This window comes from Paraburkholderia unamae (genome assembly GCF_003096875.1).
GTDB lineage: Bacteria > Pseudomonadota > Gammaproteobacteria > Burkholderiales > Burkholderiaceae > Paraburkholderia > Paraburkholderia unamae.
Genome location: NZ_QEOB01000041.1, coordinates 1 through 25,987, shown reverse-complemented (window position 1 = coordinate 25,987; position 25,987 = coordinate 1). Strand labels below are relative to the sequence as shown.

Annotated in this window: 25 protein-coding genes and 1 pseudogene; 16 read left to right on the top strand and 10 right to left on the bottom strand. The window is 63.4% G+C overall.

Annotated features, from left to right (window positions below; translation table 11 throughout):
- Positions 1-95: 95 nt before the first annotated feature.
- Positions 96-377: a BON domain-containing protein gene (locus tag C7402_RS43460; RefSeq protein WP_224044443.1), complete on the bottom strand. Its 282-nt coding sequence runs from the start codon at positions 375-377 to the stop codon at positions 96-98.
- Between the two features lie 643 nt (positions 378-1,020).
- Between C7402_RS43460 and C7402_RS43455 the strand changes: the two genes are divergently transcribed.
- From C7402_RS43455 to C7402_RS43415, 9 genes are all read left to right on the top strand, one after another.
- Positions 1,021-2,175, top strand: coding sequence for a porin (locus C7402_RS43455; protein ID WP_116614914.1), 1,155 nt, complete (start codon positions 1,021-1,023; stop codon positions 2,173-2,175).
- Positions 2,176-2,378: 203 nt separating this feature from the next.
- Positions 2,379-3,461: a LacI family DNA-binding transcriptional regulator gene (locus tag C7402_RS43450; protein ID WP_112174480.1), complete on the top strand. Its 1,083-nt coding sequence runs from the start codon at positions 2,379-2,381 to the stop codon at positions 3,459-3,461.
- 128 nt (positions 3,462-3,589) lie between these two features.
- Entirely contained in the window at positions 3,590-4,837 is a 1,248-nt protein-coding gene (locus tag C7402_RS43445; protein ID WP_112174479.1) for an ABC transporter substrate-binding protein, read from the top strand.
- A 107-nt stretch (positions 4,838-4,944) separates the two neighbouring features.
- Positions 4,945-5,970, top strand: a complete 1,026-nt coding sequence (locus C7402_RS43440; RefSeq protein WP_112174478.1) for a carbohydrate ABC transporter permease — start codon at positions 4,945-4,947, stop codon at positions 5,968-5,970.
- A complete protein-coding gene (locus C7402_RS43435; RefSeq protein WP_112174477.1) occupies positions 5,967-6,797 on the top strand; it encodes a carbohydrate ABC transporter permease in 831 nt (276 codons plus the stop codon). The genes C7402_RS43440 and C7402_RS43435 overlap by 4 nt, the downstream gene beginning before the upstream one ends.
- A gap of 58 nt (positions 6,798-6,855) precedes the next feature.
- Entirely contained in the window at positions 6,856-8,193 is a 1,338-nt protein-coding gene (locus C7402_RS43430; RefSeq protein ID WP_116614913.1) for a GH1 family beta-glucosidase, read from the top strand.
- Positions 8,194-8,293: 100 nt separating this feature from the next.
- Positions 8,294-9,424, top strand: coding sequence for an ABC transporter ATP-binding protein (locus tag C7402_RS43425; RefSeq protein WP_116614912.1), 1,131 nt, complete (start codon positions 8,294-8,296; stop codon positions 9,422-9,424).
- A gap of 675 nt (positions 9,425-10,099) precedes the next feature.
- The gene (locus tag C7402_RS43420; protein ID WP_116614911.1) at positions 10,100-10,330 is read left to right on the top strand and encodes a type II toxin-antitoxin system Phd/YefM family antitoxin; all 231 of its coding nucleotides are present in this window, start codon (positions 10,100-10,102) and stop codon (positions 10,328-10,330) included.
- Positions 10,330-10,719 carry a type II toxin-antitoxin system VapC family toxin gene (locus C7402_RS43415; protein ID WP_112174472.1) on the top strand — a complete coding sequence of 130 codons (390 nt, stop codon included), beginning with the start codon at positions 10,330-10,332 and terminating at the stop codon, positions 10,717-10,719. Before C7402_RS43420 ends, C7402_RS43415 begins: the two co-directional genes overlap by 1 nt.
- Here the strand turns inward: C7402_RS43415 and C7402_RS43410 are convergent.
- Entirely contained in the window at positions 10,698-11,774 is a 1,077-nt protein-coding gene (locus C7402_RS43410) for a LacI family DNA-binding transcriptional regulator (RefSeq protein WP_244315088.1), read from the bottom strand. The genes C7402_RS43415 and C7402_RS43410 overlap by 22 nt on opposite strands.
- 241 nt (positions 11,775-12,015) lie before the next feature.
- Between C7402_RS43410 and C7402_RS43405 the strand changes: the two genes are divergently transcribed.
- The 7 genes from C7402_RS43405 to C7402_RS43375 all read left to right on the top strand — a co-directional run bounded on the left by C7402_RS43405 (position 12,016) and on the right by C7402_RS43375 (position 20,580).
- On the top strand, positions 12,016-13,317 hold the full coding sequence (locus C7402_RS43405; RefSeq protein WP_116614909.1) for an extracellular solute-binding protein: 1,302 nt from the start codon (positions 12,016-12,018) through the stop codon (positions 13,315-13,317).
- Positions 13,318-13,377: 60 nt separating this feature from the next.
- Positions 13,378-14,295, top strand: a complete 918-nt coding sequence (locus C7402_RS43400) for a carbohydrate ABC transporter permease (RefSeq protein WP_181565697.1) — start codon at positions 13,378-13,380, stop codon at positions 14,293-14,295.
- Between the two features lie 2 nt (positions 14,296-14,297).
- A complete protein-coding gene (locus C7402_RS43395; RefSeq protein ID WP_224044425.1) occupies positions 14,298-15,161 on the top strand; it encodes a carbohydrate ABC transporter permease in 864 nt (287 codons plus the stop codon).
- Between the two features lie 30 nt (positions 15,162-15,191).
- Complete coding sequence (locus C7402_RS43390) at positions 15,192-16,322, top strand: ABC transporter ATP-binding protein (protein ID WP_112174469.1); 1,131 nt, start codon at positions 15,192-15,194, stop codon at positions 16,320-16,322.
- A gap of 120 nt (positions 16,323-16,442) precedes the next feature.
- Entirely contained in the window at positions 16,443-18,848 is a 2,406-nt protein-coding gene (locus tag C7402_RS43385; RefSeq protein ID WP_116614908.1) for a glycoside hydrolase family 3 N-terminal domain-containing protein, read from the top strand.
- An 89-nt stretch (positions 18,849-18,937) separates the two neighbouring features.
- Positions 18,938-19,705: a D-xylose 1-dehydrogenase gene (gene xylB / locus C7402_RS43380; protein ID WP_116614940.1), complete on the top strand. Its 768-nt coding sequence runs from the start codon at positions 18,938-18,940 to the stop codon at positions 19,703-19,705.
- Entirely contained in the window at positions 19,702-20,580 is an 879-nt protein-coding gene (locus tag C7402_RS43375) for an SMP-30/gluconolactonase/LRE family protein (protein WP_116614907.1), read from the top strand. The genes xylB and C7402_RS43375 overlap by 4 nt, the downstream gene beginning before the upstream one ends.
- On the opposite strand, the gene C7402_RS43370 is transcribed toward C7402_RS43375, so the two are convergent.
- From C7402_RS43370 to C7402_RS43340, 8 genes and pseudogenes are all read right to left on the bottom strand, one after another.
- Positions 20,575-21,561 carry a bifunctional helix-turn-helix transcriptional regulator/GNAT family N-acetyltransferase gene (locus C7402_RS43370; protein ID WP_116614906.1) on the bottom strand — a complete coding sequence of 329 codons (987 nt, stop codon included), beginning with the start codon at positions 21,559-21,561 and terminating at the stop codon, positions 20,575-20,577. The genes C7402_RS43375 and C7402_RS43370 overlap by 6 nt on opposite strands.
- A 221-nt stretch (positions 21,562-21,782) precedes the next feature.
- Positions 21,783-22,292 carry an MFS transporter gene (locus C7402_RS43365; RefSeq protein ID WP_279635611.1) on the bottom strand — a complete coding sequence of 170 codons (510 nt, stop codon included), beginning with the start codon at positions 22,290-22,292 and terminating at the stop codon, positions 21,783-21,785.
- A gap of 68 nt (positions 22,293-22,360) precedes the next feature.
- Positions 22,361-23,494: a tyrosine-type recombinase/integrase gene (locus tag C7402_RS43360; RefSeq protein WP_116614905.1), complete on the bottom strand. Its 1,134-nt coding sequence runs from the start codon at positions 23,492-23,494 to the stop codon at positions 22,361-22,363.
- The gene (locus C7402_RS43355; RefSeq protein WP_116614904.1) at positions 23,481-23,693 is read right to left on the bottom strand and encodes an excisionase; all 213 of its coding nucleotides are present in this window, start codon (positions 23,691-23,693) and stop codon (positions 23,481-23,483) included. Before C7402_RS43355 ends, C7402_RS43360 begins: the two co-directional genes overlap by 14 nt.
- Positions 23,694-23,730: 37 nt before the next feature.
- Positions 23,731-23,988, bottom strand: coding sequence for a hypothetical protein (locus C7402_RS46635; RefSeq protein WP_133254656.1), 258 nt, complete (start codon positions 23,986-23,988; stop codon positions 23,731-23,733).
- Positions 23,985-24,491, bottom strand: coding sequence for a hypothetical protein (locus tag C7402_RS43350; protein ID WP_133254655.1), 507 nt, complete (start codon positions 24,489-24,491; stop codon positions 23,985-23,987). Before C7402_RS43350 ends, C7402_RS46635 begins: the two co-directional genes overlap by 4 nt.
- A 151-nt stretch (positions 24,492-24,642) precedes the next feature.
- Positions 24,643-25,374: a hypothetical protein gene (locus C7402_RS43345; protein WP_116614902.1), complete on the bottom strand. Its 732-nt coding sequence runs from the start codon at positions 25,372-25,374 to the stop codon at positions 24,643-24,645.
- Positions 25,371-25,987, bottom strand: a pseudogene (locus C7402_RS43340) (hypothetical protein); the annotation flags it as partial. The gene C7402_RS43345 and the pseudogene C7402_RS43340, both read right to left, overlap by 4 nt.

Below are 25,987 nucleotides of genomic sequence, written 5' to 3'. Positions count from 1 at the left end.
ATCCGCAGCCATTGACCGGAAAATAATCAGTGGTACGGAATAATTGAAGAACTCACGCGGCCTGTACAGAGACACACGGCCGCTCCGATCCTCACTCAACGTCCACGCGCAAGCTGGTTGTTCACCGAGGTCACACCGTCCACGGCCGCCGCACTTTGTCCGGCCATCGCGACATCCTCATGCTGGGGCACCCACCCGACCAGCGTGACCGCACCCCCGCGGGAAAACACAAACACGTGAGACAGCCCAACACCGTGGCGCGCCGCATTGACGCGCACGTTGTGTTCGATCTGCCGGTCGCTTGCGCTCGAACCGGTGTCGGCGTGAACGGCCGGAGCCAGCGTGCCGGCGATCAATAACGCGAGCGTGGAAGTCATGGTTGTTTTCACAACACCTCCTTACATTGGCAAGTGCGCCGGCAAACTCCGGCAGCACGTCTTCCGGTCCAACACCATGCGGGGCCGCGAAGTCATCGGACAAAATTCCTCGCCATGGGCTCCCATGGCCACGCTCCGCAAGGGCGCTTCGAGAATCTTGCCGCGCCGGGCATGAAACGGTCGTGCCGTTACCCGGCGAAAGGTTTGCAGGTGCATCGGGATCGGACGGGACGCCGCGGGTGCGACGTGGCGAAAGAACAGCGGGAGCCGGCGAGTCGTTGCATCTTCACAACATTGAACACGCTCCAAAGACGCTGTCAAGCTTGAAATCGCTTTCATGCTAACGGAATTTTTTGCGCGGTTTTCCGCGTGCACCGTTTTTTCGCTCACGAACCCGAACCGGTTTGCCAGGCAGGTGACCATGACCTCATGGTCATAAGACGGGGTGGTACAGCGTGGCCACATTGCGCGCAACTGTTATCGGTAACGTCGTTTTCCCTGGGCAGGAAGTTCGATGGGCGGCGCAGGGGCCTCCCTATAATCGCTCCGAAATGTGATTCGAGCATTTCAGCCAGGCAGCAAAGGTGCAGCGCACACACGGCCTGGATGGTTTGGAGACGCCAGAGGATATATAGGAAACCTAATGAAAACGAAAGTCATTGCTTTGTCTGTCATGGCAGCGGCGGCTACGGTGGCCCACGCCCAGAGCAGCGTCACGCTGTACGGCCGTATCGACAACGGCGTGCAGTACGAGACCGGTCTTCCGGGCGGCAACAAGTTCTCGGCGCAGAGCGGCGACTGGGGTTGCTCCTGGTTCGGCCTCCTCGGCTCCGAGGATCTCGGCGGCGGCACGAAAGCGGTCTTCCAGCTCGAAGGTCAGCTCAATACCATGACCGGCGCTTCGGCGGGCAACCTGTTCGGCCGTCACGCCACGGTGGGTTTCACCAACGAGCGCTTCGGTCTCTTCAAGATGGGTAATCTCGGCGCCGGCGAACTGGCGCAGGATAGCTGGGGCACGGACCCGCAACTGATGCAGCGTTACGCGATTTCGACACTCGTGCGCGGCCGCAACTGGACGAGCACGAGCAACGGTGCGGAGTACGACTCGCCCGTGCTGTTCGGCGGCCTCGTGCTCAAAGGCCAGTATTCGCTGACGAATAACACGAGCTGGAACTCGGCGCCCGTCAACGCGCAGGGCGTGCCGACCGGTCAGGGCCGCACGAACGCCGTGGAAGGCATTTACACCTGGGGCAGCGGCGACTTCCGCGTGATCTACGACGAAGTGCGCGGCGCCAACGGCTCGTTCAACAACGTCTACTCGGCTTCGCGCTCGATTCTCGCGGGCGGCACCTACGTGTTCGGGCCGGTGAAACTGTACGCGGGCTACCAGCACCTGAGCGCGCCTGATGCCACCAACGCGAGCATGGGCGTGAGCGACGCCTCGCAGCCGGCCGGCGTGAGCGCGCCGACCAGCGTGAACCACGAATGGATCGGCGCCGCATGGCAGGTGAACGACGCCTCGGCGATCACCGCAGCCGTGTTCCACGCCAACGCGAACAATGGCAACGGCAACGCCACGCTGTACACGCTCGGCACGACGTACAACCTGTCGAAGCGCACCTTCCTTTACGCGGAAGCCGGTTACGTGCACAACAGTTCGACGTCGAACATCAACCTGGGCAACGGCCCGTACGGCAACAACAATTTCGACGCGGCCTCGGGCACGTCGTCGAACGACAACCCGAGCTACGGTCATAGCCAGACCGGCGTGTTCGCGGGCGTCATGCATATGTTCTGAGTTGTTCCTGTCTGACCTGTCGTTGTAGTGATCTCTGAGTGTTAGGTACTGCTTAATTCTCTTGTATGGAGAGGCCGATGCGACAACTCCTCCACCCGGGTCGCATCGGCTGCTTTTTTCGAGTGCGGGGTTTCGGGCGCGCACCACGGATCACACCTTTCTTTAATTGAAAGCGCTTTCAGGCAATCATTCAGGCGGAACTCATGACCGACGGCCCTAACGAAAATCGCGACGCACCCAAAGAGGACATCAGCTCGCCCAATGTCAAGCTCGAGGAGATCGCGCGCGCAGCCGGGGTTTCTCCGAGCACGGTGTCGCGCATCCTCAATGGTTCGGCGCGCGTTCTGCCCGAAAAGCAGCGCGCCGTGGAAGAGGCGATTGCCCGTTTCAACTATCGGCCGAACGTGCTGGCGCGCAGCCTGGCGAGCGGCCGGACCGCAACGATCGGCGTGCTCACGCAGGCCGTGTCGAGTCCCTTTTACGCGGAGTGGCTGCGCGGCATTGAGGAGTCGCTGTACGAGCCCGGCTTTACACCGATCTTCGTGAGCAGCCGCTGGAATCTCGACGACGAAAAGGCGCGCCTCGAAGAACTGATCGCGCGCCGCGTGGAAGGCGTCATCCTGCTGCATGCGCAGCTCGATGAGCCCTCGCTTGCGGAATACGCGCGGCACGCGCCGATGCTCGTGCTGGGGCGCTCGTTGCACAACGGCCCCGCGCTGGCCGGTTTGCCGATCGACAATCTCAAGGGCGCGCGCGACGCGACGCGGCATCTGATCGAAGAGGGGCATCGCGAGATCGCCTTCATTGCCGGGCCGAGCAGTCACGAGGACGCGATCGAGCGGCTGGACGGCTACCGCATCGCGCTGGAGGAAGCGGGCATTGGCTTTGACGCCGGTCTCGTGGAACAGGGCGACTACCTGGAGACGGGCGGGCTGGCCGCGATGGAGCGTCTGATGGCGCGCCGCCCGACATTCAGCGCGGTGTTCTGCGCAAACGACCAGACCGCGTATGGCGCGCGCCTCGCGATGTTCCGCCGTGGCGTGCGCGTGCCCGAAGACATTTCGCTGGTCGGCTTCGACGATCTGCCCACGTCGTCGTACATGACGCCGCCGCTCACGACGGTACGGCAGCCGACGTTTGAAATCGGCCGCCTCGCGGCGCAGGGCATCGTGCAGATGATCCGCAAGCAATCCATCTCGCTCAGCCCGGTTCCGCTCACGCTCGTGACGCGCGAAACCACGCGGCGCATCGCACCGCCCGCGAGTTCGGGAGCACAGCCGGGGTAACGCAGGGACCGCCGGGGGGCGGATCTTTCAGCACGGATGTGAAAGCGCTTTCACCTGGCGGGAAGCAGTACGAAGTAATCGATGAGCAGTCGAACGTTATTCACGAACGTATCATCAGGAGACAAAACATGAAGTTCCGTTTTTCCGGCGCGGCCGCCGCAGTGCTGCTCAGCCTCGCAACAGTGGGCGCGCAAGCCAACACCACGTTGACGGTTGCGGTTTTCCCGAAGCTCGACCAGGAAATCAAGGATGCGATTCCCGCGTGGAAGAAGCTCCATCCCGATGTCGATATCAAGGTGTCGTCGCTCGCGATCGCCGATCACCATAACGCCATGACCACCGCGCTCGCCACGAGCTCGGACCTGCCCGATGTGATGGCGGTCGAAGTGGGTTTCATTGGGCGCTTCGCGGCGGGCGGCGGTCTCGAAGACCTCTCGAAGCCGCCGTATAACGCAGGTCAGTACAAGAGCGAGTTCATCAATTACACGTTCGCGCAGGCCACCACGCAGGACGGCGCGATTGTCGGCATGCCGGGCGACATCGGTCCCGGTACGCTGTTCTACCGCAAGGACATTCTCGACAAGGCGGGCGTGAGCGAAGCCGATCTCACGAAGTCGTGGGACTCGTATCTCGCGGCCGGCCAGAAGATCAAGAAGGCGACGGGGGCGTACCTGATGGCGTCGTCGCGCGATATCGAGGACATCTATATTCGCGCCGACTTGAAGCCGGGCGACGGCGTGTACTTCGACAAGGCCGGCAACCCCGTCGTGACGTCGCCGCGCTTCGTGAAGGCCTTCGAGCTTGCGAAGAAGGCGCGCGATCTCGGCCTCGACGCGAAGATCACCCCGTGGTCGAACGAATGGGCCGAGAGCTTCAAACGCGGCACCGTCGCGACGCAAATGATGGGCGCATGGCTTGGCGGCCACCTCTCGTCGTGGATCGCGCCCGACACCAAGGGCTTGTGGCGCGCGACCAATCTTCCCAATGGCGCCTACGCGTCGTTCGGCGGCACGTTCTGGTCGATTCCCGTCAAAGCGACGCAAAAGCCGATGTCCTGGGAATTCATCAAATTCCTGACGACGCGCCAGGACACGCAGCTTGCTTCGTTCCGCTCGATCGACGCGTTCCCCGCGCTGCTCTCCGCGCAGAACGATGCGTTCTTCGCGCAGCCGGTCGCGTTCCTCGGCAACGAGAAGGCCCGCCTGATCTGGCGCGACGCGGCCACGCACATTCCGGCGATCCAGCGCAGCAAGTATGACCAGGTCGCCGAGGAGGCGGTGCATTCCGCGCTCGACAAGGTGGTGGACAGCAACGAGGACATCCACACGGCGTTGCAGGAAGCCCAGGATCAGATCGCGCATCGGGTCCGCCGGTAAGCGGCCTTCGGGAAACGGCGCGGCAGGCTTCGCGCCGCCGCCGAAGCTGGCTGTCACAGCGTGGCCGCTCATGAAGCGCGGCCACGCCAGAATGGACGGAACTACTGATGAACTATCCACTGCCCACCACCGAACCCGCCGCCCCCGAGGGGCGCATGAGCGACGGCCTGGCGCCGTTCGCCACGCCTCGCGCCCGATCGCGGCTGCGCACGGTGAAGATCGCGCCGTACCTGTTTCTTGCTCCGTTTTTCCTGCTGTTCGCCGTGTTTCTCGCGTTTCCGCTGCTCTTTTCGCTGTATCTCTCGTTCCAGAGCTGGGACGCGACGGCGGGACTCGCAAGCATGAAATGGGTGGGCATCTCGAACTTTACGTTCACGCTGACCGATCCCTGGTACTGGAAATCGCTCTACAACACGGCTTCCATGGCGATCTTGTCCGGCGTCCCGCAACATCTCGTCGCGCTGCCGCTCGCGTTCTTTCTGCAAACCGCGTTTCGACGCTGGCGCAATGTCGTCGTGGGGTTGTATTTCCTCCCCTTCATCACGTCGAGCGTGGCAATTGCGCTGATTTTCTCGTCGCTGTATTCGACCGACTTCGGGATGATCAACCTCGCCATCGCCGAAATCGGCAAGATTCCGGGGCTGCACTGGATCGTGCCTTCGAAGCCGGTTGAGTGGCTGTATAACCCGGCGAATGTGAAGCCGGCGGTGTCTCTCGTGGTGTTCTGGCGTTATGTGGGCTGGAACACCGTGCTGTATCTCTCTGCACTACAGACCATTCCAAAGGATATCTACGAAGCGGCGCGCATTGACGGCGCGAATGGCTGGCAGCAGTTCACGCGCATCACGATTCCGCTGCTGAAGCCCATGATCTTCTTCGCGGTGACGCTGTCCATCATCGGCGGTTTGCAACTGTTCGAGGAGCCATTCATTCTGCTGCCGAACGAAGGGATGGGGACGAGCCAGTCCGGCTTGACCACCGCCGTCTATATGTATCGCACGGCGTTTCATGACGGCGACTTCGGCACAGCCAGTTCGATTGCATGGCTGCTGTTCATCACGATTTCCGCGCTGATGTGGCTCAACACGCGAATTTTTCACCGCAGCGGCATGAACGAGGAGGCATCGCGATGAAACCGTCGAACAACAAGGCCCGTTACACCGGCTACGCCATCGTGCTCGCGGGCGCGGTGCTGATGTTCTCGCCGTTCTGGTTCATGTTCGTCTTCGCCACGCACACGAGCTCCGAGATTTTCTCGATGCCGCCGCCGCTCTGGTTCGGCAACGCGTTTCTCGACAATATGGCGTCGCTCATGCGCCATATTCCGTTCTGGCGCAATCTGGGCTGGAGCTTCTATACCTCCACCCTTCAGACGGTGCTGACGCTGCTCGTTACCTCGATGGCGGGCTATGCGTTCGCGATGTACGAGTTCCGCTTCAAGAAGGCGTTGTTCGCGGTGGCGCTCACGGCCATGCTGGTGCCGCCGTTCCTCAGCATGATCCCGACCTTCATGACGATGAACCTGCTTGGCTGGATCAACGAGCCCCGCGCGCTGTACGTGCCCGGCGCCGCTGCCGCGCTTGGCGTGTTCCTTATGCGCCAGTACGTGGCTTCGGCCATTCCTCACGACCTGATCGAGGCGGCGCGTATCGACGGTTGCGGCGAGTTCCGCATTTACTGGAGCATCGTGATGCCATTGCTCGGGCCGGCGCTGGGCACGCTCGGGCTCATCAGCTTCATCCAAAGCTGGAACAACTTCCTCTCGGCGCTCGTCGTGCTGCGTTCGCCTTCGATGTACACGCTGCCCCTCGCGCTGCGCATTCTGCAAAGCCCGACCAATTCGGACTGGGGCGCGGTCATGGCGGGGTCCGCGGTCGCGGTGCTGCCGCTGCTGGTGCTGTTCGCCTTCACTTCGCGACGCTTGATCGACGGCCTGACGGCCGGCGCGGTCAAGTCATGAAGTGCGCTCCATCTTCTCCACGCCTACGCGGGCATGACTATTGAGGAATACTTCGTTTATGTCGACGTTTCGATTCAAGGAAGACTTCGTCTGGGGCGTAGCCACCAGCTCCTATCAGATCGAAGGCGCAGCGCATGAGGACGGCCGCGGCGCGTCTATCTGGGACGCGTTTTGCCGGGTGCCCGGCAAGGTCGTGAACGGCGAAAGCGGCGACGTGGCCTGCGACCACTATCATCGTTTCGAGCAGGATCTCGACCTCATGGCGGACCTGGGCGTCAACGCCTATCGCTTCTCGATTGCCTGGCCGCGCGTGCAGCCGGATGGCAGCGGCGCGTTCAACGAAAAGGGCCTGGCGTTCTACGACCGTCTGGTGGACGGCTTGCTCGCGCGCGGCATTCAGCCATTCGCGACGCTGTATCACTGGGACCTGCCGCTCGCGCTCCAGGAGGCGCAAAACGGCTGGGAGAACCGAGATACGGCCTACCGGTTCGCGGACTATGCGCGCAAGATCGGCGGCGCGCTGGGCGACCGGGTCGCTTCGATCGCCACGCACAACGAGCCGTGGTGCACCGCGTGGCTCGGCAATGCCACGGGCTACTTCGCGCCCGGCAACGCCGACCTGAAGAAAGCCGCCCACGTGGCGCACCATCTGCTGCTTTCGCATGGTCTCGCCGTGCAGGCGCTGCGTGCCGACGGCGTGAAGACGCCGCTTGGCATCGTGCTGAACCAGTCGCCCGCGCACGGCGCGACGAATGCGCCCGAGGACCTGGCCGCCGCGTCGCTCGAATACGCGAAGTTCGTGCGCTGGTACATGGACCCGATCTTCAAGGGCGAATACCCGGCCGAGGCGCTGCATTGGTATGGCGAGAACGGACCGCAGGATGTCGTGCGCGAAGGCGACTTCGAGATCATCGGCGCGCCGCTGGACTTTCTCGGCATCAACTATTACACGCGAATTTTCGCGAGCGCATCGGGCGAAAAGCGTCCGCCGGGCGAGCACGGCTTCACGGACATGGATTGGGAAATCTATCCCGAAGGCCTCACCGAATTGCTGACGCGCTTGAACGCCGACTACACGCTGCCGCCCATCTACATTACCGAGAACGGCTGCGCGACGAAAGACGCACTCGAGCACGGCCGGGTGCACGACGCGCAGCGTATTCGCTTCTACGACCTGCATCTGGCCGCGCTGGCGCAAGCGGCGCAGCGTGGTGTCGATGTCGCCGGCTATTTCGCATGGAGCCTGCTGGACAACTTCGAATGGGCGTCCGGCTACGACAAGCGCTTCGGCATGGTGCACGTCGATTACGCAACCCAGCAGCGCACGCTCAAGGATAGCGCGCACTGGTATCGCGACGTGATCGCGGAACACGCCGGCGCGATGGCATCGCGCTGACGCGCACACGTAGTCAGGCGCGCCGTATCCCGCGTGGCGCGACAGCAGCAGGGCAGGGTCACGCGGGCATGCAAGCAAGAGGATTCAGGAGAACGTAACAATGGGCGAACTCGTATTGCGCAACGTCTCGAAGACGTACGGCGAAGGACCGCAGGTCATTCAGGGCATCGATCTGCACATTCCGGACGGCCAGTTCACGGTGTTCGTGGGACCGTCGGGCTGCGGCAAGTCCACCATGCTGCGCATGATCGCCGGGCTCGAAACGGTGAGCGGCGGCGACATCGTGATCGACGGCGTGAGGGTGAACGACCTGCAACCGGCGGACCGCGGCATTTCGATGGTGTTCCAGAGCTACGCGCTCTATCCGCATATGACGGTTGCGGACAACATGGGCTTTGCGCTCAAGCTCGCGGGCAAATCGAAGCGCGAAGTGCGCGAGGTCGTGGGCCGCGCCGCCGAGATCCTGCAAATCACGCACCTGCTGGAGCGCAAGCCCAAGGCGCTTTCCGGCGGCCAGCGCCAGCGCGTGGCGATCGGGCGGGCGATCGTGCGCAAGCCGCGCGTGTTTCTGTTCGACGAGCCGTTGTCGAATCTCGATGCCGCGTTGCGCGTGCAGATGCGTATCGAACTCGCGAAGCTGCACCGCGAACTGGGCACGACGATGATCTACGTGACCCACGATCAGGTCGAGGCGATGACGCTCGGCCAGCAGATCGTCGTGTTCAACAAGGGGAGGATCGAGCAAAGCGGCGCGCCGCTCGATCTGTATGACCGGCCCGCCAACCGTTTCGTCGGCGGCTTTATCGGCTCGCCGCAGATGAACATGCTCGGCGCGACGGTGGTGGCGCAGGGCGCGACGCAAACGGTGCTCGCACTGGGCGGCGCGGACCATCGTATCGCGCTGGCCGGCCGCCCGCCCAGCGCGCTGAGCGGCGAACTCACGCTCGGCGTGCGTGCCGAGCACCTGAGCATCGGGCCGGCTGACGAAGGGCTCGCCGCGCGCGTCGAACTGGTCGAGCATCTCGGCGACGTTTCGATCCTGCACGCGCGCCTGGACGGCATGGCCCACGCCATTGCCCTGAAGCTCGACAAGAAGGACGCGCAGCACGCGGTGGGTGCACGCGTGGGCGTGAAGGTGGCGTCATCGTCGGTCACGGTGTTCGACGCGAACGGCGAGACCGTGGCGTTCGAGCGTCCCGAAGTGGGGCAGAGCGCTCACGCAGTCGCTTGACGGCCTGGCGTGACGGTGGAGAGCGCAACGATGAACCAAGGATCGAAGGACGATTTCAACCGCGCGGCTCAGGGCGCTGCCGGTGACACGCCCGCCGCCGGACCGGCGTCACCTCGCTCGGGCCCAGCGACTGAGCGCGAAGCTTTGCACAAGATGATCGTGCATTTCGATGCGCAAGGGTCGTCGGGGCCGTGGCGACTGGAGCCGGATTCGGACCGGAACCTGCCTCCTGATGCGAGCGCGGACTGGCGGCCGGCAGACTGACGCCAAAGGATCACGGCGTGATAGAAGTGCCGCGGTCGAAAGCGCTTTCATCGCGGGGCTAACGTTAGCCGTATCGTCGCTCGCGTGCGCGATATCGCCGCTGGAGCGCAAGGAGATTGCATGCCGTGAAAGCCCTGCTGGGCGGGGATGGGCGACGATGACGCGACTTCGTTGGGCACACCGTGGAGCCTGGGTAAACCACGCATGGCGGCCCCGGATACGCGCCACTAACATGAACTAACGTTAAGGGTAACGTTTAGCAGGTTTCTTCTTAATTGATCGTCTGCGGCGCACGGATGTTACCGGTAAGAGCGCCTGCGACGGCAAGAGCCCGAACTTCATAAAGCGCCGCCGGGCCGCAGGCCCGATGCCAAAAATGATCGTCTGAAATTGTGATGGGTGGAGAGCGTCATGGAAAAGCGAGTATCCAAAGCCATTTTCAAGTCCCGCGCCTGCGAATTGTTCCGCCAGGTCGAAACGCTGGGCGAAACCGTCATCGTCACGGACCGGGGCCAGCCCACCATTGAAATCCGGCCCTATCGCAGCAAGAAAGAGAACCCGCTCGAACTGCTGCGCGCGTCGATCACTCACTTCAATCTGAAGCACGCGCTCGAACCGCTCGCCGCCGAGCGGGAAGAGTGATGATCACGCTCGATACGCTCGCGCTCGTGTGCTGGCTCGGGCGGCAAAAGGCGCTGAGCCAGGCCGCGCACGATGCGATCGACCGGGAACTGGACGGCGGTGACATCCTGATCTCGGCAATCAGCGCGCTTGAAATCGCGGACTTCGTCAAGCACGGCAGTCTCGGTCTTTCGATGGACGCGCGAAGCTGGCTGTCCACCTTCCTGAAGCTGGAGGGCGTGCGCATGGTGCCGGTCGACACCGAGATCGCACTGCGTGCGGCGACGCTGCCGCCCGCGCTCACCTCGCATCAACGGCTCATTGTCGCCACCGCGCGCACGCACGGCGGCGCGCTCGTGACCTCGGACGCGAAAGTGCGCGCCTCGACTTACGTCGAAACGATCTGGTGACGCGTGCGGCGTTGCTTCGTGCGCACCGGTCCGGTCGAGTCGCGCACCACGAGTTCGGCGGGCAGCGTGATGCGCTGTGACGCCGCGTCGATGCCCGCGATCTGCGCGAGCAGCGTGTTGACCGCCGAGCGCGCCATTTGCTGGAACGGCTGGCGGATCGTCGTGAGCGCCGGATGAAATTGTTCGGACATCGGAATGTCGTCGAAGCCGATCACCGAAATGTCGTCGGGCACGCGCAGGCCCGCCTCGCGAACCGCGGCGATCACGCCGAACGCGCTCTGGTCGTTGGCCGTGAAAATCGCCGTGGGCGGCTCGGCGAGATTGAGCAGATCGAACGTGACGTCGAACGCCATCATTTGCGAGAGGTCGCCTGCGGCGACGAGCGCCTCTTCGCGCGGCAGGCCGAGGCGGGCCAGCGTGTCGTGATAGCCGCGCTGGCGGTCGCGCACGCCTTCGATCGTTTCGTCGCCGGCGAGGAAGGCAATGCGCTTGTGGCCGAGATGCGCGAGATGCTCGACCGCGAGACAGGCGCCGCCGTAATTGTCCACCGAAACCGAGGGAAAGCCCGTGAGCGTGCCGCGCTGATCGACCACGACGACCGGCACCTTGGCCGTGGTGAGCGCTTCGAGACAGAGCGATTCGCGCGGCAGGATCGCAAGAATGCCGTCGGAGAACTGCTGGATCAAACCGAGCAGGTCGTGATGCGTATGGCGGTCTTCGTCGAACACCGTGTACACCAGCATTTCCATGCCCGCGCCGCGCGCCGCGCGGCCCGCGCCGAGAATCAGCTCGCTGGAGAACTGGGTGTCGAGCGTGGGCGTGATGATGCCGATGATGCCGTTGCGTCCGCCCGAGAGCTTTTGCGCGGTGCGGTTCACGACATAGCCGATGTCCGAAGCGATTCTCAGCACTTCGTCGCGTGTTTCGCGCGACACGCCGGGGCGGCCGTTGAGCGCGCGCGACGCGGTCATTTGCGACACCCCGGCAAGCTTGGCGACGTGCTCGAGCGTGGGGGTTTGCCTTGCCATGCGCGTAGAGGGTGTACGAGAGGTCATGTCAGGGTCGAGTCGCTATGGACGTTAGCGATACCGTTTATATGTTGGCTATTCTATCAGAAGCCCTGTATTTCATGCGCGTCCCGTTCTGCCAACCTTGCGCGGCGCGCAAGGACCATCGCGCCGTCCCAGGTAAAAGCCCGCATAGCCGGAGTTATTACGCAGGTCTAACATGCATTAACGTTAAGGCTAACGTTAGTGATTGAGCGGTTCTCAAAAACCCAGGAGAGGGGACACACACATGGCGTACCCGGCTTTCACCAAAGCGCGGTCCATCGTCGGCGCCACGGCGCTGCTGTTTTCATTGTCCGCGGCGGTGTCGACCGCCTTGGCGGCGGAGTCCGGCAAAACGATCACGGAATGGGACCAGCAGACCAACAAGACGTCGAGCAAGGTGTTGCGCGACGCGGCCGACCGCTTCGAGCAGCAGAACCCGGGCTACAAGGTCGAGGACTCGCATGTCCTGAACGAGGCGTACAAGACCAAGCTGAAGGTGGCCTTCGGCGCGGGCGACCCGCCCTGCGTGTTCGAGTCCTGGGGCGGTGGTCCGTTGCACGAATACGTGAAGGCCGGTCAGATCGTCGACCTGACGCCTTTTTTGCAGAAAGACCCTTCGTATAAGGATCGTTTCCTGCCCACCTCGTGGCACGCGGTCACGTTCGACAACAAGATTTACGGCGTGGCGGCGGAAAACGCCTCGGCGGCCGTGATCTTCTACAACAAGGACATCTTCAGGCAGTACAACCTGAGCCCGCCGCAAACGTGGGACCAGCTCATGCACGTGGTGCAGGTGCTGAACGCGCACGGCGTCGCGCCGTTCGCGCTCAGCAACAAGAACAAGTGGACCGGTTCGATGTACTACATGTATCTCGTCGATCGCATCGGCGGCCCCGAGGTGTTCCGCAAGGCCGTCGAGCGCGCGCCCGGCGGCAGCTTCGCCGACCCCGCGTTCGTCGAAGCGGGCAAGTACATCCAGGACCTCGTGAAGGCGGGCGCGTTCGCGCAGGGCTATAACGGGCTCGACTACGACGTTGGCGCGTCGCGCCGCCTGCTGTACTCGGGCAAGGCCGCGATGGAGCTCATGGGCGGCTGGGAAGCGTCGACGATCCAGAACGAGAACCCCGCTTTCGCGAGCAAGCTCGACTTCTTCCCGTTCCCGAGCGTGCCGGGCGGCAAGGGCGACCCGCGCGACGTGATCGGCACCGTGGGCGACGGCTTCATGAGCATCTCGACCGAGTGCAAGGACCCGGCCGCGGCGTTCAAGCTGATCCAGACGATGACCGACGACGCCTCGATGCGCGGCCGCGTGCTCGACAAGAAGATTCCGCCGGTGAAGAACGTCATGATCACCGACCCGTTCCTCAAGCGCTTGCAGGAGCTGATCGCCTCCGCGCCGAACGTGCAGCTCTGGTACGACCAGGAACTGCCGCCGAAGCTCGGCGAGCTGCACAAGGACACGTCGCAGGCGTTGTTCGGCCTCTCGCTCACGCCTGAGGCCGCAGCGCAGCAAATGGAAGCCGCCGCGAAGTCGGCGGGCAGCTAACCCTTCGCCCGAAGAGGAGTTTGGCGCGCGTCGCTCGACGCGCGCCGGACCACACGATCCGTGAACATCGCCATTTCCGCCGCGCCTGCCGAGCGAACGCGTATCTCGTCGCAATGGCTGGTCATTACGGTCTTTCTCGCGCCGGCTGTCGTGCTGCTGGCGATCTTTCTGCTGTATCCGCTGCTTTCCAGCCTGAAGCTCTCGCTGGTCGACTGGACTGGGCTTGGCACGCACTCGCGCTTCGTGGGCCTCGCCAACTGGGCGCAGCTTGCGCGCGACACGGTGTTCTGGCATTCGCTCTGGAACAACGTGCTGCTCGCGCTCGCCTCGATCGTGTTCGAACTGCCGATCGCGCTCGCGCTTGCCGTGTTGCTGGAGAAGGCCGGGCGCGGCTCGCGCCTGCTGAAGATCCTGTATTTCCTGCCTCTGCTGATGTCGAGCGTGGCGATTGGCGTGCTGTTCAAGAACGTCTACGATCCGAACTTCGGACCCCTGAACGTGGCATTGCATGCCGTCGGGCTCGACTCGCTCGCGCAGGACTGGCTGGGCGACACGCGCTTCTCGCTGGCTTCGACGATCGCGGTGATCTGCTGGCAGAACGTGCCGTTCTACATGATCCTGTTTCTCGCGGGCCTTTCGTCGATGTCGGCGGAAATCCGCGAGGCGGCGCTGCTCGACGGCGCGTCCGAATGGACGATCTTCTGGCGCATCAAGCTCCCGCATCTGCAAGACGCGATCCGCACGGCGGTGCTGCTTTCGGTGCTCGGCTCGCTGCGCTACTTCGACCTGATCTACGTGATGACGGGAGGCGGCCCCGAGGGCTCGTCGGAACTGATGGCGACGTATATGTACCGTACCGTGTTCAGTTCGTTCCAGTTGGGTTATGGCAGCACGATCGGCTCCGCGATGTTCCTCATCGTCTCGCTGGTCGCCGCTATCGCGCTGCGCTTCACGCGTCGTTACGAAACGGAAGTCTGAGCATGTCGAGCGCCACCTTTCGCCCCCGCTTGCCGCGCCTTCTGCGCGTTCCACGCATGCGCATCGGCGTGCCGCTGCTCGCGCTGATCTGGCTGGCCGTGACCACGCTGCCGTTCCTGTTCGTCGTGGTGACGAGCCTGAAAACGCAGGAGGAAACCTTCTCCGCGCCGGTATGGGCGTTGCCGGTACATGTGTATTTCGGCAACTACCTCGACGTGCTGCGCGGCCCGTTCTTCACGTATTTCGGCAACAGCGTGTTTATCGTCGGCATCTCGGTCCTGCTGATCGTCGTGCTGAGCGCCATGGCCGCGTACGTCTTCGCGCGCATGCGTTTTCGATTGAACCGGCTGCTGTTCGGCCTCGTGATTGCGGGCATGATCGTGCCGCTGCACGCCACGCTCGTGCCGATCTATCTGCTCACGCGCAACCTCGGCCTTTACGACACGCAGTTCGCGTTGCTCGGGCCGTATGTGGCGCTGAGCCTGCCGATCTCGATCTTCATCCTGACCGGGTTCATGCGCCAGATTCCGCGCGAGCTGGAGGAAGCGGCGCAACTGGACGGGTGCGGGCCGTTCAGGATTTTCTGGCGCATTTTCTTTCCGCTCTCCACGCCGGGGCTCGCGACGGTCGCGATCTACAACGGCATTGCGCTGTGGAACGAGTTCATCTTCGCGTACATGCTCACCTCCACGCCCGTGCATCGCACGCTGCCGCTTGCCGTGTGGGACTTCCAGGGGCAGTACTCGTCGAACATTCCGGCCATGCTGGCGGTCGTGACGATGACGTCGCTGCCGCTCATCGTCGCCTATGCATTCGGCCAGGAACGCCTGATCAAGGGCATGATGGCCGGCTCGCTGAAGGGCTGACCCAGTTTAACCGCGGACACGATACGAGCTATGGCAAGCATTACTCTGAGCAAAGTACAGAAAGCGTACAGCAGCAATGCGCCGGTGATTCGCGACGCGCACCTCGAAGTGGGAGACAGCGAGTTCTGCGTGTTTCTCGGGCCTTCGGGATGCGGCAAGTCCACCTTGCTGCGCATGGTCGCGGGACTCGAAAGCATCACGGCGGGCGAGTTGCGTATCGACGGCCAGTTGATGAACGACGTGCCGCCCGCGCAGCGCCGCGTGGCGATGGTGTTTCAGAACTATGCGCTGTATCCGCATATGAGCGTGTACGAGAACATGGCGTTCGGCCTGCGCCAGGCGAAGATCGACCGGGCGACGATCGACAGCAAGGTGCGCCGCACGGCGGCCGCGCTACAGCTCGACGGCTTGCTCGAGCGGCGGCCCGCCGCGTTGTCGGGCGGGCAGCGGCAACGCGTGGCGATTGGCCGCGCGATCGTGCGCGAGCCCGGCGTGTTCCTGTTCGACGAGCCGCTTTCCAATCTCGACGCCTCGCTGCGTGTGCAAACCCGCATCGAGATCGCGCGGCTGCATCGCGAGTTTCGCCGCGCGAGCGCGATTTACGTCACGCACGACCAGATCGAGGCGATGGCGCTCGCGGACAAGATCGTGCTGCTGCACGCGGGCGCTGAGATGGAAAAGCACGGCAGCATCGCGCAGATCGGCGCGCCGCTCGACTTGTATCACCGCCCGAAAAGCCGCTTCGTGGCCGGCTTCATCGGCTCGCCGAAGATGAACTTTCTGCCTGCCATTGTCTTTGCGATCGACGCGCATGGCGTGGAGGTCGAATTGACCACGGGCGAGCGCGTGCGCGCGCAGGTGAACGGGGCCGGGCTGCGCGTGGGCTCGCAGGTGACGCTTGGCATCCGGCCGGAGCATCTCGGCCTGCCCATGAACCGGCCCGGTGCGCAGACGATCCGCTGCGCGGTGCGCCTTGTCGAGCGCATGGGCGAGCACAGCTATGTGCATCTCGAAGGCGGCAGCCGCGAGGGCGGCGCGATCGTCGCAAAGCTGCCCGGCGACGGCGGCGTGGCGCGCGACGACCGCATCGAACTGACGCTCGCGCCCGAAGCTTGCCACGTGTTCGACGAAGGCGACTTCGCAGTGCCGCGTCTGCATTAGCCGGTATCGCTTCGCGCGCGTTGCGATCCGCGTTGCGTCGGCGTTCGGTCAATAAAAAGGATTGCGAAATTTTATAAGCAGTATGAAATTCGTATAACAGGGCCCATACAGGAGTTACCGATGTTGCTTCGCCAAAGTGAAGGTCCGCTTTACCGCAATCCCGCGGCGTCTGTGCAGGCGCGCGTTGCCGATCTGATGGCGCGCATGACGCTGGACGAAAAAATCGCGCAGCTTCACGCCGCGTGGCTCAAACTCTCGGCCGATGGCGAACACAAGGCGCGCAGCATCGACTTCGCGCGCAGCGCCAATGAAATCACCGTCGACGAGATCCTGCGCCACGGCCTCGGGCAGATCACGCGCCCGCTCGGCACGCACACGGTGGACCCGAAGGAAGGCGTGCGCGCGCTCAACGCGTTGCAGCGCAAGATGGTCGAAGACACGCGCCTGGGCATTCCCGTGATGTCGCACGAGGAATGCCTCGTGGGCCTAATGATCAAGGACGCCACGCTGTTCCCGTCGCCGCTCAACTATGGGGCCACCTGGAATGCGGATCTGGTGGGCGAGGTCGGGCGCATCATCGGCGAGCAGGCGCGCTCGATCGGTTGCCATCAAGGGCTCGCGCCGGTGCTCGACGTGTCGCGCGACCCGCGCTGGGGCCGCACCGAGGAAACGCTCGGCGAGGACCCGTATCTGGTTGGCGTGCTCGCGTGTCATTACGTGCGGGGTCTGCAAGGCGAGCGGCGCGACGTGCTCGCGACGCTCAAGCATTTCGTCGGCCACTCGGCGAGCGAAGGCGGCCGCAATCATGCCCCCGTGCATGTCGGCCCGCGCGAACTCAACGACGTGTTCATGCTGCCGTTCGAGATGGCGGTGAAGCTGGCGAACGCGGGGTCGGTCATGCCCGCGTATCACGACATCGACGGCGTGCCCAGCCACGGCAACCGCGCGCTGCTCCATGACACGCTGCGCGAGAAGTGGGGTTTCGACGGACTCGTCGTCGCCGACTATGCGGGTGTGGATCTGTTGTTCAGCCATCACGCGGTGGCGCGCGACAGCGCATCGGCGGCGGCGCTCGCGTTCAATTCGGGGCTCGACGTCGAATTGCCGGGGCACGAATGCGCGGTACACCTGAAAGAGGCGCTGGCGCGCGCAGAGATTGCCGAATCGACGATCGACGCGGCCGTGGCGCGCGTGCTTGGCATGAAATTCCGCCTCGGCCTGTTCGAGAATCCGTATGTCGATCCCGAGCGTGTGGACGTGAAGGGCGCGGCGGCGAGCGATACCGCGTACCGGGTCGCGCTCGAATCGGCGGTGCTGCTGCGCAACGAAGGCGGCGTGCTGCCCTTGAACGAGAACGGTGCGGAGAAGATCGCCGTGATCGGCCCGACCGCCGACGATCCGCTTGCGCTGCTCGCGGGCTACAGCTTCCCCGTGCATTTGATCAACAGCGGCGAGCCGTCCACCGCGACAATGCTCACGCCCTTGCGCGCGCTGCGCGCGCGGCTCGGTCACGAGCGTGTGCTGCATGCCAAAGGTTGCGACATCATCAAGGAGCGGCGCGCGGGCGCGCCGGTGTTCCCCGGCGATGTATCGTTGGCCGCGAGCGCCAACACGCATCGCGACGAACTGATCAGCAAGGATACCGAAGGAATTGCGGGCGCGGTCGCGGCGGCGCGGCAGGCGGGCGTGGCGATCGTGTTCGTGGGCGATCTCGCGGGCCTGTTTCAGTCCGGCACGGTGGGCGAGGGCTCGGACACCGACAGCCTCGATCTGCCGGGCGTGCAGCAGGCGCTGCTTGCGGCCGTGGTGGAAAGCGGCACGCCCACGGTGGTCGTGATGACGGGCGGCCGCCCGTACAACCTGGGCGGTCTCGAAGAACGCATCGCCGCGCAGATCATGGCGTTCGCTCCCGGCGAGCGCGGCGCCGGGGCACTGGCCGATCTGCTCACGGGCCGCGCCAATTTCAGTGGCCGTTTGCCGCTTTCCGTGCCGAAGAGCGCCGGGGCCGTGCCGTATGTCTACAACCATCGGCTCAAGAGCGCCGGCACGCCCGTTGCCTATCACTTCGGTTGCCGTTATCCGTTCGGCTTCGGCCTTGGCTACACGCGGTTTCGCTACAGCGAACTGGCGCTCGCGCGGCGCGCAGTGCCGATAGAAAACGGCACGATTGAACTGAGCTTCACGCTCGAAAACGTCGGCCCGCGCGAAGGCACCGAGGTCGTGCAGGTTTATGTGCGCGATCAGCTTGCGTCGTCGGCGCGGCCCGTGCGCGAACTGAAGGCGTTTGCACGCGTGCCGCTCGCGGCGGGCGCGTCCACGCGAGTGCGCGTGACACTGCCCGTCGACATGCTCAATTTCACCGATGGCCGCGGCGAACGCATTGTCGAACCGGGCGACTTCGATCTGATGGTAGGCAGTTCGAGCCGCGACGTTCATCTGACCGGCATGGTGTCGGTCGAGGGCAATGCGGTGCGAACGCTCCCGCGCGACTGGCGCATGGTGAGCGAGGTGCGCGTTGAGGCGTGAGCGGCGGCAGGGGGAAGGGCGGGCGCCGTGAGCGAGGCACGATGGGCGGCGCCTGTGTGGGGATTGAATCGTAATAGGTGGAAGATCAGATGTCGTATGCAATCTATCCGAGTCTCTCGGACAAAACGATCGTCGTGACCGGCGGCGGCAGCGGTATCGGCGCTGCGATCGTCGAGGCGTTCGCGCAGCAGGGCGCGCGCGTGTTCTTTCTCGACGTGGCCGAGCACGACTCGCTCGCGTTGCAGGAATCGCTACGTCATGCGAAATATCCGCCGGTCTTCCGGCGCTGCGATCTGTGCAATATCGATGAGATCGAAAGCACGTTCGCCGCGATCGTCGATGCCGTGGGGCCGGTCGACGTGCTCGTGAACAACGCCGGCAACGACGACCGCCACGAAGTCGGCGCGCTTGGCGCGAGCTATTGGGACGCCCGCATCGCCGTGAACCTGCGGCATCAGTTCTTCTGCGCGCAGGCGGTGGCGCGCGGCATGCGCGAGGCGGGGCGCGGCGTGATCCTGAACTTCGGCTCGGTGTCGTGGCACGTCGCGCTGCCGAATCTCGCGCTCTATTTGACGGCGAAGGCCGGTATCGAGGGGCTCACGCGCGGCCTGGCGCGCGATCTGGGCGGCGAGGGTATCCGTGTGAACTGCATCATTCCGGGCGCCGTGAAAACGGCGCGGCAGATGACCATGTGGCAAACGCCCGAAAGCGAAGCCAGGGTCGTGGCGAGTCAATGTCTGCAACAGCGCATCGAGCCCGGGCACGTCGCGCGCATGGCGCTCTTTCTCGCATCCGACGATGCCTCGCGCTGCTCGGGCCGCGACTATTACGTCGACGCGGGCACGTACGGGGAATGAGCATGCCGACACCCTCATGCATCTGGCCAGTGGGCGCCGAGCTTGGCGAGGGGCCGCTCTGGCAGGCCGCGGAAAACGCGCTCTATTTCGTCGATATCAAGGGGCGCCGCATTCATCGCCTCGCGGCGCAGACCGGCGAGCACCGGTCATGGCAGGCGCCTGACCAACCCGGCTTCCTTGCGCCGCTTGGCGGGCAGGCTTTCGTGTGCGGCCTGCCCGACGGCCTGTATCGCTTCGATGCGGCGAGCGGTCAATTCGGCAAGCTGATGGACATCGAAGCGCATCTGCCCGGCAACCGGCTCAATGACGGTTTCGTCGATGCGCGCGGCCGCCTGTGGTTCGGCTCGATGGACGACGCGGAGCAGGCGTCGAGCGGCACGCTGTATCGCGTGGATGAAAACGGCGCGCTGAGCACGCAGGACAGCGACTACGTGATCACCAACGGACCGGCCATGAGCCCGGACGGCCGCACGCTCTATCACAACGACACGGTGCGCCGCGTGGTGTACGCATTCGATGTGGCCGAGGATGGCACGCTCTCGCGCAAGCGCGTGTTCGCCGCGATTGCGGGCGAGGGCCACCCGGACGGCCTGGCCGTGGACGCCGACGGTTTCGTGTGGATCGCGCTGTTCGGCGGCTGGCGCATCGAGCGTTACTCGCCCGAGGGCGAGCATGTGGCCGAGGTGCGCTTTCCGTGCGCGAACATCACGAAGCTCGCGTTCGGCGGCGACGATCTGCGCACGGTGTATGTGACGAGCGCGTGGAAGGGGCTCGATGCCGTCGAGCGGCAACAGCAGCCGCAGGCGGGAGGTCTGTTCACGTTCCGCTCGCCGGTGGCCGGGCAGGTTCAGGCACGCTGCAAGGTCGCGCTATGACGCCGCGCCGCCCGCGCGGCGCACGAAACGTTGCTCGACCACTGGCGTGCCCCACTGGTCGCCTTCGCATTCCTCGGCGAGCCGGAAGCCGAACGATTCATACAGGTGGCGCGCGGCGTCGAGGCCCTTGAACGTCCAGAGGTAGGTCTGCGCGTAGTGCGCGTCGACGAAGCGCATCGCGCTTTCCATCAACTGCCGGCCGATGCCGCTGCCGCGTAACGCGTCGTCGACGATGAACCAGCGCAGGTGCGCGCTGGCCGTGGCGTCGCCGCCGTGCCCGTCGATGGCGAGCGACGCCAGCGTGCGCTCGCGTTCCACGGCGAGCCACAGTGCCCGGCCTTCGGCCGGCAGATCGTTGGCGAACGCGGCGAGTTCGGTCGCGACCTTCTTCTCGAAGTACGCGCCGAAGCCCCAGTTCGCGGCGTAGAAGCGCGCGTGCAGGCTCGCGACGTCGCCGATGCAGCCGGGGCGGTAGCCTTCCACGATCTGCACGCCCGCACTTTGCGCGGCGGTGCTGGCCACATTCGGGTTGTCGTGCGCCAGGGCGTCGGCGTAAAGCGCGAGCGCGCGCACGAGGGTCTGCTGATCGGCGGGAACGAGCCGGCGCAGCGCGCCGGAAACCTGGTCGGTCGCGAAGCGGTCGATTTTCGTGCGCAGCTTCTGGCCCGCCGCGCTCAGGTGAAGCTCGGTGGAGCGCGCGTCGTCGGCGGCCTTGCGCTTGACGAGGCCGGCCGCTTCGAGTCGCGCGACCTGGCGGCTCGTGTTCGACTTGTCGAGCCGCAGGATCTCGCCGAGCGCCTTGGCGTTGATGCCGGGGCGCGCGCCGATCTCGATGATGGCGTGCACGGCGGAGGGCGCGAGATCGCTGTCGGCGAGCGTCGTGCGCATGAAGCCGAGTTCGCGCACGAGCCGCCGCGAGAATTCGCGCAGCTCCAGGATGGTCGTTTCGCGCGGTTGCGCCGGCATTTCCACGAAATCCATGGCCGTCTCCATGCGGTGTGGTGCAGTTTGGTTGCGTGTCGCAACCAATATAGGCGGCGCGGCGCCATTGTGCAAGGCCCCGGCGACGGCCGCGACGAGCGTCCTGCGAGACAGCCACCAGGGACAAACCGCCACGAGACAATGAAAGCGAAAAAAGGGCGGGCAACGCCACCCGCGTTCGCCCGCCCGTATTGAAGTGCGCTTTTGCCGCCGCGCGCTGTTTAGTCGATCGCCTTGTTGCCGGTTTCCTCGAACATCGAAACGGCGATGAGCGAAATCAGCACGCAGCCAATCATGTACCACGCGGGCGCCATCTTGTTGCCCGTTACCTGAATGAGCCACCCGGCCACGAGTTGCGCCGTGCCGCCGAACACGGAAACCGCGATCGCATACGCGCTCGACATATAGCCCGCACGCAGATGCTTCGGAAAATTCTCCGGCATCAGCGCATAAGCCGGTGCGGAGCCCATCGTGTAGCAGAGCATCAGCACGATCAGCGCGGCGAGCACGACCGGCAGCGAAGGAAAGTGCGTCATGATCCAGAACGCCGGATACAGCAGCACGACGAGCGCGATGCGGCCGATCACCGTGAGCGGCTTGCGGCGGCCCATGCGGTCGGACCACGCGCCGTAGATCGGGCACATCACGAGCGAGATGGTGCTCGACGCCACGCCCGCGAGCATCGACATCTTGGGTGGCAGTCCCAGGTATTGAATACAGTAGGTCGGAATCGACTGAGAGCCTCGTCCAGTAAGGCTTTGCGAGCGTCGTCAAATAAAAATCCAATATTCGTCAAAAATCATGACGCTTTCAACTTCACTTCCTGCCACTCCTGACCACGGCTGTCGGTGTAGAGAGCCGTCATCTTTGCGGACTTGTGGCCGAGCAACGCTTTCGCGAATTCCTTCCCGTATGCCTCGGTGTAAAGGCGAGCTGACAGGGACCTTATCTCGTGGAATGTGGTCGGCGTCTTGCCTGCCGGAAGCTTCAAATCTGCCAGATCACGGTATTGCTTGAACACTTCCGAAAACGAATCCTTCGCGACCGGCGATCCTGGCTTCCCTAGCCCAACGGTGCGAACGTGGTGGATAACGTGTCTTGACACGATCGTGTCGCGACACTGCTTGAGCACGTCGTCGAGAGACATGCCAATGGCAGGCAGATAGAGCGCCAGCGGGATGCGTAGCTTCGTCTCATACCCAGACTTCCCCTTGCTCTGCTGGACCCACAGGAAGCCGTCCTTGACCTGTGAGAACAGCATCCCGGACAGATCTTCCCGGCGCTGCCCGCATACCAGGCCGAGCAGCATGGCGTTCTCCAGCCAGCGCATGCCTTTGGCCTCGCGAACCTTCGCCAGCACAGCATTGAAGTCGTCGAGTGTCATGCGTGAGCGCGTCACAATAACGTGTGGCTTTTCGGTCGGTGCCACCGGGTTTTTGCCAAGCTCGATGTGGCCTTTCGCTTCAGCCGAACGGAAGATGTTGCGCGCGCGAATATGCACGAGCGACGCCATGGTCGGGTGCTTCTTGGCCATCTCGTCTATCCATGTGGCGATGTCATTTGTCGTCACCTCACGGATCTGCTTGGCTGCGAATGGCGCATTGCGCACGGCATTGATCTGATGGCCGACCGTCTTGATGGTATCGGCTTTCTTCTGGCCTTTCTTTTTGTAGGCTTCCTCGAACTCATCGCACCACTTGGCGAGCGTCATTTTTCCGTGATCGATACGCTCCAGCAGGTCCGTATCGCCCTTGCGTCGCGCCAGTTCTGCGTTCACTGTGCGCACCTTTGCCGCAGCCGACTTGAAATCGCGTCCCAAGCCAAAGGTCTCTCCGGTGTCAGGATGCCGGAACCAGAGATAGCCTTTTCCGTTCTCGTACAGATTCTCCGGCCAGTTGCGGCGTTTGGCTTCTCGTTTTCTAGCGGCGGCCATTTACCATCCTTTCGATTTCTTCGGCGTGCGGATCGACGTAGCGGGCCGTAGGCTGGCAGAAGTAGCGGCTGCCTACCTTGATCGGGACCGGCGTGATTCTGCCGTTGTGTATCCAATTGAGCAATGTGTTCGGATGCGGGGAAAACTCACCGAATATCTGCGCCGCCCACGTGCGTACGGGGATCAGTTGAGCGCTCATACCTTGATCCTCCAGTCATCAACGCGCGGAAGTTGGCTCATTGCCCTCTCTCCATAATTAACAGCTGCCAATCACCATTTCCTGGCTTCGCAGAAGCGAAACAGTCTGCTCTTAATGATTTTGAGATTCTTCCGTTCTCGTCTATTGAGTCCCAAAAACCAAGATGTGGTTCAGGCTTTGACTGGTGCAAATAAAGTCTTCCGTTAGAACACTGAACCAGCCAATTCCATTCGCTAGATACATGGCTCCAGTCGATAGAAGGAAGGACAAATTCCTTATCACCATAATCATTCATGCCGCGCTCCTAGATTGACCCCATTCGTCGATATCCATCGACTGCTTGTAGACGCGCCCGGTCCACTGCGTTGGCTGCGTCGCAACGCACTCGCCGAATAGCCACACGTCATGCGGATGGCGGAAGATGTTCGGCTGGAGCGCGACTTTTTTATCCGGCCCACGTTGCATCCTGTACCTCTCACGATACTTCGCCTGCTTGGCGCGGAATTCTTCGTCCGTCTGCTTCGGGGGCTTTGGCGCTCTCTCGCCAGACCCAACCGACCACATTGCCGCAGTTCCCCCACCAGGTATCGATGCATAGTGGTGAAGGTGAGCTTCCTTGTGGAACTCAAGCGACTTCATTGCTTCCTGAACCGTATGCACGGAATAGGGAAGAACGCTCGCGATCTCATGGACGGTTCGCATGCGACCGTCCTTGAGAAGCTGCAACGTGGCCGCTACGGACTCGCAAGTGAGCGGCTTGATGTGCGTGTATCGCTTTGATTTGTCAGCGTATGGCATGATCATTTCCCCTCTTTGCGTCGCCGCTCGATGTATTCAAGTTCCTTCCACGTCTCTCGCACGTATTCCGGATCTTTCGGTGTGAAATCCGGTCTGTAGCGCGGAGTCGGCGGGGAAGGCGTTGTCGGTATCTTTCCGTGTGTGAGCATGCTTACTCCCCGCGCTCGATCTCGGCTTTGCGTAGCGTAGCTTTCAACACATCCGCCTTTTTGCCGATGTCTTCTGATGCTCGTCTTGCCGCGTAGGATCCTGCAAAGTCATCCGCATCGCTCATGCGCTCGATCTCGGTTTTGCGGGCGGCGACCTCACCGCGAAGCGCATATGCCAGTTGCTCTGCGTTGTAGTCCCATTGCGTCGCAGGTTGGGGCGGCGAATCGAAGCCGTCTTGTTCGTAAGTGACCGCCTCCGCGATGCAGTTCGCCGCTTCTTCGATCAGCTTAAACAGACCATCGCTCGTGTGCTCGGTCGGCGCTTGGGTGAGGGCGCGGAGCAAGTTGCCCACTTTCCCGATGGCCTCAGCGGAATTCCCGCCGTCTGCGCGTGCGTCGCCGTATGCCTGCACCGCATAAACGATTTCATCCAGCGCTGCTTGCGGTGCTGCCGCGCGGGTTTTCTCTCGACCGGCAATGTGGCCGTCATCCCATCCGCGCTCGTATGCTTCCTTCTCGCCGGATTGCGGGGAGGCGGTGCGGGCTTTTGCGGAGAATTCGGCACCAGCCTGCCACGCCGTCCACGCATCGACGACGCCCGGCGCCGCAGCGTAGTCTTGGCCGTATCCATCGAGCAGTTTCTTGGCGAAATCGCGATGCGCTTCAGGTACATCGCGCAGCCACCACGCCTCGAACGCCGCCCGCTCGCCGTCCTTCATCGTTTCATTGCTCATTGCTTGGCTCCTTGCGAGGCGGCTTTGATCGCCTCCCGGCCTTTGTCGGTGATTTCGAAGTGAGTGCAGTCGAGCAAGCCGTCCGCTACCCACTTGAGCAACAGGGAGTGATCGACATCTGTTTCGTTACAGTCCGCAAACTGCTCCTCCATCCGAAGGAACTGTTCGCGTTCCGCATCGCTCATGGGCTCGTCGGGCTGCGCTGCCGTGCGTGCCTTCAGTTCCTCAATGGCTTCGATGATCGGCTCTGCACCACCATCCTCGGGATCGAGGCCAAGCGCTTCGTTGATCGCGCCAAGGTCGGCCGCCGCCGCAAGGAACAGGCGCTTTGTCGTCGCGAGTTCTTCGCTGTGGGCCCGGTACAGGTCAACTTCGAGGCGCAGCACCTGGGCGGCCTTCTTGACGCGCTCGATGGCGTTCAATGCTTCGTCCTCGGGCCGCGCATCGTCGCCGATGATCGTGGCGTACACCTCGGCCAGCGTCTCGGTCATGCGCTGCGCTACGTAGGCATCCTCGCTCGGCGCTGCCGCATTTGCGGCGACGGTAGGCGTAGGGGCGGCGAGCGTAACGGGGGCGCCAATAATTACCGCGTTGGTCTTGGTTTCCTCCCAAG

Bases quoted from the DNA above. Each gene is read 5' to 3' on its own strand.
- C7402_RS43460 (WP_224044443.1), bottom strand. From the start codon at position 377: ATGACTTCCACGCTCGCGTTATTGATCGCCGGCACGCTGGCTCCGGCC.
- C7402_RS43455 (WP_116614914.1), top strand. From the start codon at position 1,021: ATGAAAACGAAAGTCATTGCTTTGTCTGTCATGGCAGCGGCGGCTACG.
- C7402_RS43450 (WP_112174480.1), top strand. From the start codon at position 2,379: ATGACCGACGGCCCTAACGAAAATCGCGACGCACCCAAAGAGGACATC.
- C7402_RS43445 (WP_112174479.1), top strand. From the start codon at position 3,590: ATGAAGTTCCGTTTTTCCGGCGCGGCCGCCGCAGTGCTGCTCAGCCTC.
- C7402_RS43440 (WP_112174478.1), top strand. From the start codon at position 4,945: ATGAACTATCCACTGCCCACCACCGAACCCGCCGCCCCCGAGGGGCGC.
- C7402_RS43435 (WP_112174477.1), top strand. From the start codon at position 5,967: ATGAAACCGTCGAACAACAAGGCCCGTTACACCGGCTACGCCATCGTG.
- C7402_RS43430 (WP_116614913.1), top strand. From the start codon at position 6,856: ATGTCGACGTTTCGATTCAAGGAAGACTTCGTCTGGGGCGTAGCCACC.
- C7402_RS43425 (WP_116614912.1), top strand. From the start codon at position 8,294: ATGGGCGAACTCGTATTGCGCAACGTCTCGAAGACGTACGGCGAAGGA.
- C7402_RS43420 (WP_116614911.1), top strand. From the start codon at position 10,100: ATGGAAAAGCGAGTATCCAAAGCCATTTTCAAGTCCCGCGCCTGCGAA.
- C7402_RS43415 (WP_112174472.1), top strand. From the start codon at position 10,330: ATGATCACGCTCGATACGCTCGCGCTCGTGTGCTGGCTCGGGCGGCAA.
- C7402_RS43410 (WP_244315088.1), bottom strand. From the start codon at position 11,774: ATGACCTCTCGTACACCCTCTACGCGCATGGCAAGGCAAACCCCCACG.
- C7402_RS43405 (WP_116614909.1), top strand. From the start codon at position 12,016: ATGGCGTACCCGGCTTTCACCAAAGCGCGGTCCATCGTCGGCGCCACG.
- C7402_RS43395 (WP_224044425.1), top strand. From the start codon at position 14,298: ATGTCGAGCGCCACCTTTCGCCCCCGCTTGCCGCGCCTTCTGCGCGTT.
- C7402_RS43390 (WP_112174469.1), top strand. From the start codon at position 15,192: ATGGCAAGCATTACTCTGAGCAAAGTACAGAAAGCGTACAGCAGCAAT.
- C7402_RS43385 (WP_116614908.1), top strand. From the start codon at position 16,443: ATGTTGCTTCGCCAAAGTGAAGGTCCGCTTTACCGCAATCCCGCGGCG.
- xylB (WP_116614940.1), top strand. From the start codon at position 18,938: ATGTCGTATGCAATCTATCCGAGTCTCTCGGACAAAACGATCGTCGTG.
- C7402_RS43375 (WP_116614907.1), top strand. From the start codon at position 19,702: ATGAGCATGCCGACACCCTCATGCATCTGGCCAGTGGGCGCCGAGCTT.
- C7402_RS43370 (WP_116614906.1), bottom strand. From the start codon at position 21,561: ATGGATTTCGTGGAAATGCCGGCGCAACCGCGCGAAACGACCATCCTG.
- C7402_RS43360 (WP_116614905.1), bottom strand. From the start codon at position 23,494: ATGGCCGCCGCTAGAAAACGAGAAGCCAAACGCCGCAACTGGCCGGAG.
- C7402_RS43355 (WP_116614904.1), bottom strand. From the start codon at position 23,693: ATGAGCGCTCAACTGATCCCCGTACGCACGTGGGCGGCGCAGATATTC.
- C7402_RS46635 (WP_133254656.1), bottom strand. From the start codon at position 23,988: ATGAATGATTATGGTGATAAGGAATTTGTCCTTCCTTCTATCGACTGG.
- C7402_RS43350 (WP_133254655.1), bottom strand. From the start codon at position 24,491: ATGCCATACGCTGACAAATCAAAGCGATACACGCACATCAAGCCGCTC.
- C7402_RS43345 (WP_116614902.1), bottom strand. From the start codon at position 25,374: ATGAGCAATGAAACGATGAAGGACGGCGAGCGGGCGGCGTTCGAGGCG.